Raw genomic sequence first — 7,635 nt, forward strand, 5'->3', positions numbered from 1 at the left:
AAACACCCGCCACCAGGGCAGGAGCCTAAACCACCCCAAGGCTCTGACGCGTCGTGAACTGCTCAAGATGGTCCAACGCTGAACGACACGACTTCAGCATCTGCTCGTCCACCGCACGGTCGACGAGATCGGTCGCAACCCGATCGAAGAACTTGTTGAGGTCCTTTAGAAGGCGGGTGCCTTTCGGAGACACCTTGATGAGAACGACCCGCTTGTCATTCTCCGAGCGCGTCTGGACGATATAGCCGCGTTCGGTAAGCCCCTTGAGGTTGTACGAGATATTCGTGCCCTGATAGGCGCCCCGCACCATCAGATCCTTTGCGGTAACCTCCTCCGGGCCCATGTTGAGAAGGATCATCGCCTGTACCGCGCTGACGTCGGTGACCTTGAGACGCGTCAGTTCAATCTGCACGACGTCGAGGGTGCGACGGTGCAGGCGCTCGGCAAGGGCAATGACGGCAAGGTACTCTTCTTTCATTGTTCTCACATATTGCTTGTAAGCATTCCCAAGGGACTACTCACGCGACACAAGTTCGTCCAGTTGCTCCGGCGTCACGACGCAGCCGGTCCGCGGACTCGGCAGGCCCGTCGCCCGCTGGGTGCTGCAGCCGTTGCCGTCTCCGCCATGGATGGCAAATCGCCCGGAGGATGGCAAGCAACGGTATAATCCACCTTTCATCGAGTCGACGGTTTTCCGGACCGGAAAACCTGACCTGATCTATGCCTTCTTCTCGTGACCCTCACGGGCGGCAACATAGCGGAACGCCGGTTCCACACGAAGTGTGTGGAAAAGCATATCAGCCTTCCGAACCATTATGGCTGGCGGCCGCGGGGCTGCTTCGAGAGCACAAGCATGGATCTCTATCGATATCGCGGAGACAGGCCGGGTGGAGGGGGATCGCAGGGGCGGCACGCACCCAGGGAATCCCCCTTACATAGCCGCAGAGCTGACACGCACGACGTAGCGGCGCAAGTGCTTGGACGGAATGACCCGCTCGCTTCCCTCGAGCACAGCATTCAATCCAGTGGGCAGACGCGCGGGAATTGCCGCCAGCGGCACAAGAATGACGAGCGCGGCGATCGCCTGCAGGACCATGTGGCTCCGGCCAGCCGCGAGGACGAAAATCTGCGGCCGGCCGTTCTCACGATTGTGCATCATGAAGATCACGAGCGTCAGGATCGTATAGAAGGTCGCGTTCAGGAGGGCGATGAAGTAGAACCCTTGCGCATCCCGGATGTCGCTGAGCAAAAGGGCCGGAAGGGCGGATCCGACGGAGAGAAGGACGAAGGGAGTGACGACCCGGACGGGCATCGCTGAATCTGCGGCCGATCCCTTCGGAGTCACGCGGAACTCGACCGCGGCTCCCGTCCACCAGTCTCTCAGCGCCGTCACCGTTCCGATCAGGACCCATGGCCAGCGGACCAGAGGATAGAGAGCCCCCTCCCAACTGAGCACCTTCGTCTGAACCGGGCGGCAATGACCAAGACGTGCGAGACGGATGATCACGGCCGTGAGGAGCAATGCAGGTGGCGCGGCATGGAGAACGAATTCCGGATATGTGACGCCAGCCAGATTGAAATCGAAGACCAGTGCGGCTGCCGGAGTTGCGAACATCGCCAGAGATGTGAGCGCCAGGAGGGGGTACCACAGCTGACAGAAGAGGAACTGGAACTTCAGGCGGAGGGGCAATCTACGAAAGAGCTCGGGGGTATATTGCAGGAGCAGGGTCACCAAGCTGCGCGACCATTGGAATTCCTGGGTGACGAGGTCGGCGAAATTTGCCGGACCGTCGCCGTGAGCGATCGCATTCATGGCGTGAGCGCCACGCCAGCCATGGGCTGCCATGAACAGGGTGGTCGAATGGTCCTCGGCCAGCTCGGGGCCTAACCCCCCGATCTCCTTGAGCGCCTTCGTCCGGACGGCATAATGGGAGCCGATGCAGAGCGGCGTCAGAAGGCCGGTATAGCCCGCCTGCATAGCGCCGTGCATCGGCGCCTCGATGAAGAGGCGACTGCGGGCCGACCAGCTCGACGCCGCGTTCTTGTCGCATATGCTGGGTGCCGACACGTAGCCGACCCGAGGGTCCGCGAACGGCCGGAGGATCTCCTCCAGATAGGTCGGCTCGGGCACATGGTCCGCATCGAGCTGCGAGACGAAGTCGTAATTCTCGTAGCCGAAGTGATCGTAGAAGAAGGCAAGATTGCCTTCCTTGCAGCGCGTCCGTCGAGGCCAGGTCTTGCGGTGATAGTCCTCGCGCCCCTTCCGCGTCGAGATCCTGATCCCATGCGCTTCGCACCAAGCAATGGTTTGCGGCTGCGGATCCTCGTCCGCGAGCCATGTGTCATGAGGATACGTCTGGCGAAGCATCGCCTCCAGAGTTTCCCGAACCACGTCGAAAGGCTCGCTCGGCGCTTTGGTCACCACCATGGCGACCCGATAGTTGCGCGGAACGGGAAGCTTCGGGTTCGGAACCTTGCCGAAGTAGAACACGACGAAGAAGTACAGAGGGCAGAATGTGAGCCAGCCCAGTATGAGACTGGCGAATACATATCGCCCAGTGCCGATATTGTGCTCCGGATCGAACCACCACGTCCAGAAGAGCGCAAGGGACATGAGCCACAACAGGCCGAGAAAACCGAATTCCAGCTTGTCGATCGGCTTCAGAAGAGAAATGAGGAACGGCTCGTGCCTCGTCGCAACGAGATCGGCGTCGCGTGCCATGCTTGTGCTCTTGAACTCGTCGATGGGGTAGGGGTCAGGCAATCGCCCGGAGATCGGAGAGGAGGCCGAGGCCAAAGTGGGGCGCCGCCGTCCGAATGATGGTGTCGATGTCCGAATAGCGAGGTACGAAACCAAGCTTCTCCCTCATCAGGTCTCCATCGGCATAGAGCGCCGGTGGGTCGCCAGGGCGGCGCGGACGGGCGAGGGTCGGAACGTTCCGTCCGGTGATGCGTGATACGGACCTGACGATGTCCCGCACCGAAAGCCCGGCGCCGGTGCCCACGTTCAATGCGAGGCTCGTTCCGCCATCCAGCAGGTAGTGCAGAGCCAAAAGGTGCGCTTCGGCGAGATCGTCGACATGGACATAGTCACGGACACAGGTTCCGTCGGGAGTGGGGTAGTCTTCCCCGAACAGTTCGAACGAGGGAGACAGCCCGGAGGCAGCCATCAGGACCCTGGGAATGAGATGTGTCTCCGGATCGTGGCGTTCGCAGAGTTCACCATCGATATCCGCTCCGCATGCATTGAAGTAGCGCAGGGCCACATGGCGCAAGCCACATGTCTCCTCGAACTCCCGCAGCATCATCTCGCCCATCAGCTTGCTCCCGCCGTAAGGGTTGATGGGCTGCTGAGGCGTCTCTTCGCGGATCGGGAGCGCGGGTGGGATGCCATAAGTCGCGCAGCTGCTCGAGAAGATGATGTTCTCGAGCTTGAACTCCTTGCATGTCTCGAGGAGTGCGAGAGTCCCGATGACATTGTTTCGGTAGTAGAGGGCGGGATTGACGACGGACTCGGCCACGGATGCGACTGCCGCAAAATGCATTACGGCAACAGGATTGAATGCCTTGAAGGCATTCTGGAGCATCCGTCGATCGAGAATGTCGCCGATCACAAGCGGCCCCCAGCGGACCGCATCACGGTGGCCAGTCGAAAGATTGTCATAGGTGACGGGCTCGAACCCGTTCCGGGCCAGAAGCTTGCAGGCGTGGCTCCCGATGAAACCGGCGCCGCCGGTGACGAGAACGGCGGGAGCCATCACATGGCCCTCACTTCGCAGGCGATTTCCTTCGTCGGATGCAGAGCCGGTGCCGAGAGGACCGAGTCGAAATAGTCGATGGTCTTGGCAAGGCCCTCCTTCAGGGAGACCTTCGGGGTCCAGTCGAGGTACCTTTTGGCCTGACTGATGTCCGGCTTGCGCTGACGAGGATCGTCGACCGGCAGCGGATGGTAGACGATGCTGGAGCGGGATCCGACCATCTCGACCACCATGGTTGCGAGTTCCCCGACAGTAAATTCTCCAGGATTTCCGAGATTGACCGGAGACGTGACGCTGTCGGGCGACTCCATGAGGCGCACGAGTCCATCGACGAGATCGGACACGTAGCAGAACGAGCGGGTCTGCCCTCCCGATCCGTAGACGGTGATATCGTCTCCGCGCAGGGCTTGGACGATGAAGTTCGACACGACCCGTCCATCGTCAGGACGCATCCGAGGGCCGTAGGTGTTGAAGATGCGGGCGACCCTGACGCTTACGCCATGGGCGCGGGAATAGTCGAAGAACAGCGTTTCGGCGCAGCGCTTGCCTTCGTCATAGCACGCCCGAGGTCCGATCGGGTTGACGTTCCCCCAATAGGTTTCCCGCTGCGGATGGACATTCGGATCGCCGTAGACCTCCGATGTGGATGCCTGGAGCACGCGGGCATTGGACCGGCGAGCGACCTCCAGCACGTTCAGGGCGCCGAGGACGCAGGTCTTCGTCGTCTGGATCGGATCGGCTTGGTAGTGCGGGGGCGATGCTGGGCAGGCGAGATTGTAGATCTCATCGAAGGCGCCGACGTCGAACGGAAGCGCGACGTCGTGGTCGACGATCGTCAGATCAGTGCGGCCCCGCAGCCCATCAAGGTTGCGGTGAGTGCCGGTGCTGAAGTTGTCCAAACACAGGACGCTGTGCCCTGCGCCAAGAAGGCGCTCCACGAGATGAGATCCCAAAAAGCCGGCGCCGCCCGTGACCAGGATGCGCTTTCCCGCCGGGGTGGCTGTGGAAAAGTCCGTTGTGGAGGAAGCGGTCGAGGCATGGAGCCTCTGCTGCCGAAAATGCGATGTGCTTCCGCTGCTCATGGTGCCGCCTTGGCGATGGGAGGAGAAGGTCAGGATGGCGAGGCTGGCCGGCGCTGGCGTCGATCAGATCCAGCCTTCCTCTTGGTCACCTTCTAGCGCACATTCGGATTTGAGTAAAATTTTATTTAATTTTTTTTAAAATCTCTTGATAGGTCGATGCGTTGGTTCTAGCTTACTGGTTAACGCGTGATGAACGCGAATGACGATTTTCTCCCTTCGAGGGGTAAACAATGTTACGTTTACATGAGATTGCTTTTGCGAGCGGCATGGCAATTCTTGCATCTACTGCCGGTGCGCTTGGGCAAACTGCTCAGGGGGCGCAGTGTACCCCTCCCGTGAGTCATGCCAGCCGCTACGACAACTGCCGGCTCGTGACACTGCAGAAGGGAATGGTCTGTCGTTGCAACGTGCGCTCGCAGGCTGCTCTTCAGACATCTTCCCGCCCGGCATCTCTGCGGAGCGCAGCCGTTCGGGCGGAAGCGCGGACCGTCGCTCCTGCCGACCGGGCCGAGGTCGTCCGGAGGCCGGATGAGCGCGCCCTTACGGTTAGTGAGCTTCAGCAGATCTACAGCGGTCGAACCTGGGTTTGGTCCGAAGGCGGCGGATACTTTGATCCGAGCGGTGCGTTCTATGCCGCCGTCGGCAACTCGCCCACATCCGCGTTCCTGGCGCGGGGCAGGTGGACGGCGGGCAGCCAGGGCGAGCTGTGCTTCCAGGCTCTCTGGAACGGTCAGGTCGGCAAGAATGCGGAGAAGACCTGCTTCTACCACAAGGTGGCGAACGGAAACATCCTTCAGAAGAGGGGCGAGGATGGCGAGTGGTATGTTTTTAGAAATGCGCGCGCCCGCCCGAAGGATGAGTTCCGCAAGATCGTTCTGGGCAACCGGATCAGCGACAAGATGAGCGATATCCGGTCGAAGTACCTGTACGGCATCATCATGTGACGCACGCGCGTCGTTAGCTCGGCAGCCAATTCAACACAGGCCGAACGCGTTCCTGGAATCCCGCCGGGAACGCGAACGGCGGATCATGACGTAAGACTCGAGGCAGGTTCATGCAACGCCAATGGAAGCTTTCCCTTCAGACGCTCGTGGCGTGCTGCTGCCTGATGACGCTTGTCGGCCACGCAGCCGCCGTGACGAACAAGACCGGAAGTAAGTCGGCGGCGGTTCCGAAGGAGATCGCATCCGGACGACCGATGTCCGCGACCGAGCTCCGCCGGCTCTACAGCGGCAAGACATGGCTGTGGGAGAGCGGCGGCGGCTACATGGATCCCAGCGGACGTTTCGATGCTGTTTCGGGTGTCGACCGGAAGCGCGCCACCGTGACGAACGGAAAGTGGAGCACGAGCAACAAAGGCCGGATGTGCTTCCAAGGCATGTGGAAGACCGCATCCGGAAAGAGCCGGTCGGAGACGTGCTTCACTCACTTCGTCTCAGGTGACGCAATCTATCAGCGGCGTGAGCCGGGTGGCACCTGGTACGCGTTCAAGCGCTCGCCCTCCGAAGATGCGGACGAGTTCAACAAGCTGGTCGAGGGCAACCGCATCGCGGCTCAGATGCGTCCGCAGCAGGCGGCGCAATCGTCGAGCCAACGGAAGCGAAAGTAGCCATCCAAGGCAATGTGCCTCGCGTGAGGATAATCCAATGAGACTTGAGTTCAGTCTTGTCGCCCTAGCCTGTGTTCTCGCTGCGGCGAACATGGAGTGGAGCAGTGCCCAAGCCGATGGCGCTCCCGGCCTCCCGAAGCTCGGTGTCTACGACCCGCATCGTCTGCTGAAGGACGAGAAGAATATCGGAATCGAGCACACGTTCGTTTACTGGCAGCAGTTCGATCCGGAACAGTACCGCGCCTTTGCGGCCGGCGCAGCCCGGCGCAGCCGGGATATCATGGTGACGGTGGAGCCATGGACACGGGCCGACAACTGGAAGGACGGTCACTCGACTCTGCTGTCCGATGTTCTCTCCGGTGGTTTCGACAAGGAGATCAAGACGGTCTGCCAGGCCATTGGAGCCTCGAAGGTCCCGTCCATGGTCAGCTGGGGCCATGAGATGGACGAGACGGAGGGGCGCTTCCCCTGGGCCAATCAGGATCCCGAGACATATCAGAAGGCCTACCGGTACTTTGTCGATCAGTGCCGTCCGCTTGCGCCGAACGCGAGGTTCGGATGGACACCCAAGGGGGAGCAAAATCTCGGTGCGTACTACCCGGGTGACACTTATGTTGAGTTCGTCGGGTTGACTCTCTTCGACGTGCAAGCCTGGAACCGCGACCACGGCGACCGCCGCACCTTCGAGGAGAAGTTCAGCGCACTGCACACCCGCGTGGCAGGATACGGCAAGCCGATCGTCCTCGCCGAGTTCGGCGTCGAAGGTGACGATGATTACAGGGAGGCATGGCTCTCCTGCGCACAGGAACGGATCGGCAAGTTCGCCAACATGGAGGCCATCGTCTACTTCAATGCGCGCGAAACGTGGCGCTGGCCGAAGTCCTATGGCCAACCGGACTGGCGCATCACGGACGGCGACTTCTTCCGGTGCAAACCGAAGGCCGTTTCGGCACTGACGCCCGATGATTTGAGTGGTCGGACCGTAAAAGCCGACACGCCGGCAGAGTGATCAGCCGGCAGATCACCTTGGAACGAAATGTAAAAAGGCCCGGGAGAGATCCCGGGCCTTTCAGGTTTGCCGTGAGGCAAGAGGTCTTAGTAGGTGCCGAACTTGAAGTTCAGGCCGGCGCGCACGACGCCGAACTCGGCGTTGTTGCGGTCACCGTAGTAGCCGAAGGCGTCGTTC

7 protein-coding genes are annotated in these 7,635 nt (G+C 60.9%); 3 read left to right on the forward strand and 4 right to left on the reverse strand.

The window, feature by feature from the left end; translation table 11 throughout:
* Positions 1-25: 25 nt before the first annotated feature.
* The 4 genes from DES45_RS24480 to DES45_RS24495 all read right to left on the reverse strand — a co-directional run bounded on the left by DES45_RS24480 (position 26) and on the right by DES45_RS24495 (position 4,840).
* Positions 26-478, reverse strand: coding sequence for a MarR family winged helix-turn-helix transcriptional regulator (locus tag DES45_RS24480; protein WP_114773538.1), 453 nt, complete (start codon positions 476-478; stop codon positions 26-28).
* A 453-nt stretch (positions 479-931) separates the two neighbouring features.
* The gene (locus DES45_RS24485; protein ID WP_114773539.1) at positions 932-2,722 is read right to left on the reverse strand and encodes a glycosyltransferase family 2 protein; all 1,791 of its coding nucleotides are present in this window, start codon (positions 2,720-2,722) and stop codon (positions 932-934) included.
* A gap of 34 nt (positions 2,723-2,756) precedes the next feature.
* Positions 2,757-3,761: a UDP-glucose 4-epimerase GalE gene (gene galE / locus DES45_RS24490; RefSeq protein ID WP_114773540.1), complete on the reverse strand. Its 1,005-nt coding sequence runs from the start codon at positions 3,759-3,761 to the stop codon at positions 2,757-2,759.
* Complete coding sequence (locus tag DES45_RS24495; RefSeq protein ID WP_114773541.1) at positions 3,758-4,840, reverse strand: UDP-glucuronic acid decarboxylase family protein; 1,083 nt, start codon at positions 4,838-4,840, stop codon at positions 3,758-3,760. The genes galE and DES45_RS24495 overlap by 4 nt, the downstream gene beginning before the upstream one ends.
* Before the next feature lie 335 nt (positions 4,841-5,175).
* Between DES45_RS24495 and DES45_RS24500 the strand changes: the two genes are divergently transcribed.
* From DES45_RS24500 to DES45_RS24510, 3 genes are all read left to right on the forward strand, one after another.
* Positions 5,176-5,784, forward strand: a complete 609-nt coding sequence (locus DES45_RS24500; protein ID WP_170151634.1) for a DUF995 domain-containing protein — start codon at positions 5,176-5,178, stop codon at positions 5,782-5,784.
* 110 nt (positions 5,785-5,894) lie between these two features.
* On the forward strand, positions 5,895-6,449 hold the full coding sequence (locus DES45_RS24505; protein ID WP_114773543.1) for a DUF995 domain-containing protein: 555 nt from the start codon (positions 5,895-5,897) through the stop codon (positions 6,447-6,449).
* Positions 6,450-6,486: 37 nt separating this feature from the next.
* The gene (locus DES45_RS24510; RefSeq protein WP_170151635.1) at positions 6,487-7,458 is read left to right on the forward strand and encodes a glycoside hydrolase family 26 protein; all 972 of its coding nucleotides are present in this window, start codon (positions 6,487-6,489) and stop codon (positions 7,456-7,458) included.
* Positions 7,459-7,635 lie beyond the last annotated feature (177 nt).

The organism is Microvirga subterranea (assembly GCF_003350535.1).
Classification (GTDB): Bacteria; Pseudomonadota; Alphaproteobacteria; order Rhizobiales; family Beijerinckiaceae; genus Microvirga; species Microvirga subterranea.

What these genes read in the sequence shown, in the direction of transcription:
- DES45_RS24480 (WP_114773538.1), bottom strand. Translation starts at nt 478, where the DNA reads ATGAAAGAAGAGTACCTTGCCGTCATTGCCCTTGCCGAGCGCCTGCAC.
- DES45_RS24510 (WP_170151635.1), top strand. Translation starts at nt 6,487, where the DNA reads ATGAGACTTGAGTTCAGTCTTGTCGCCCTAGCCTGTGTTCTCGCTGCG.
- DES45_RS24505 (WP_114773543.1), top strand. Translation starts at nt 5,895, where the DNA reads ATGCAACGCCAATGGAAGCTTTCCCTTCAGACGCTCGTGGCGTGCTGC.
- DES45_RS24485 (WP_114773539.1), bottom strand. Translation starts at nt 2,722, where the DNA reads ATGGCACGCGACGCCGATCTCGTTGCGACGAGGCACGAGCCGTTCCTC.
- DES45_RS24495 (WP_114773541.1), bottom strand. Translation starts at nt 4,840, where the DNA reads ATGAGCAGCGGAAGCACATCGCATTTTCGGCAGCAGAGGCTCCATGCC.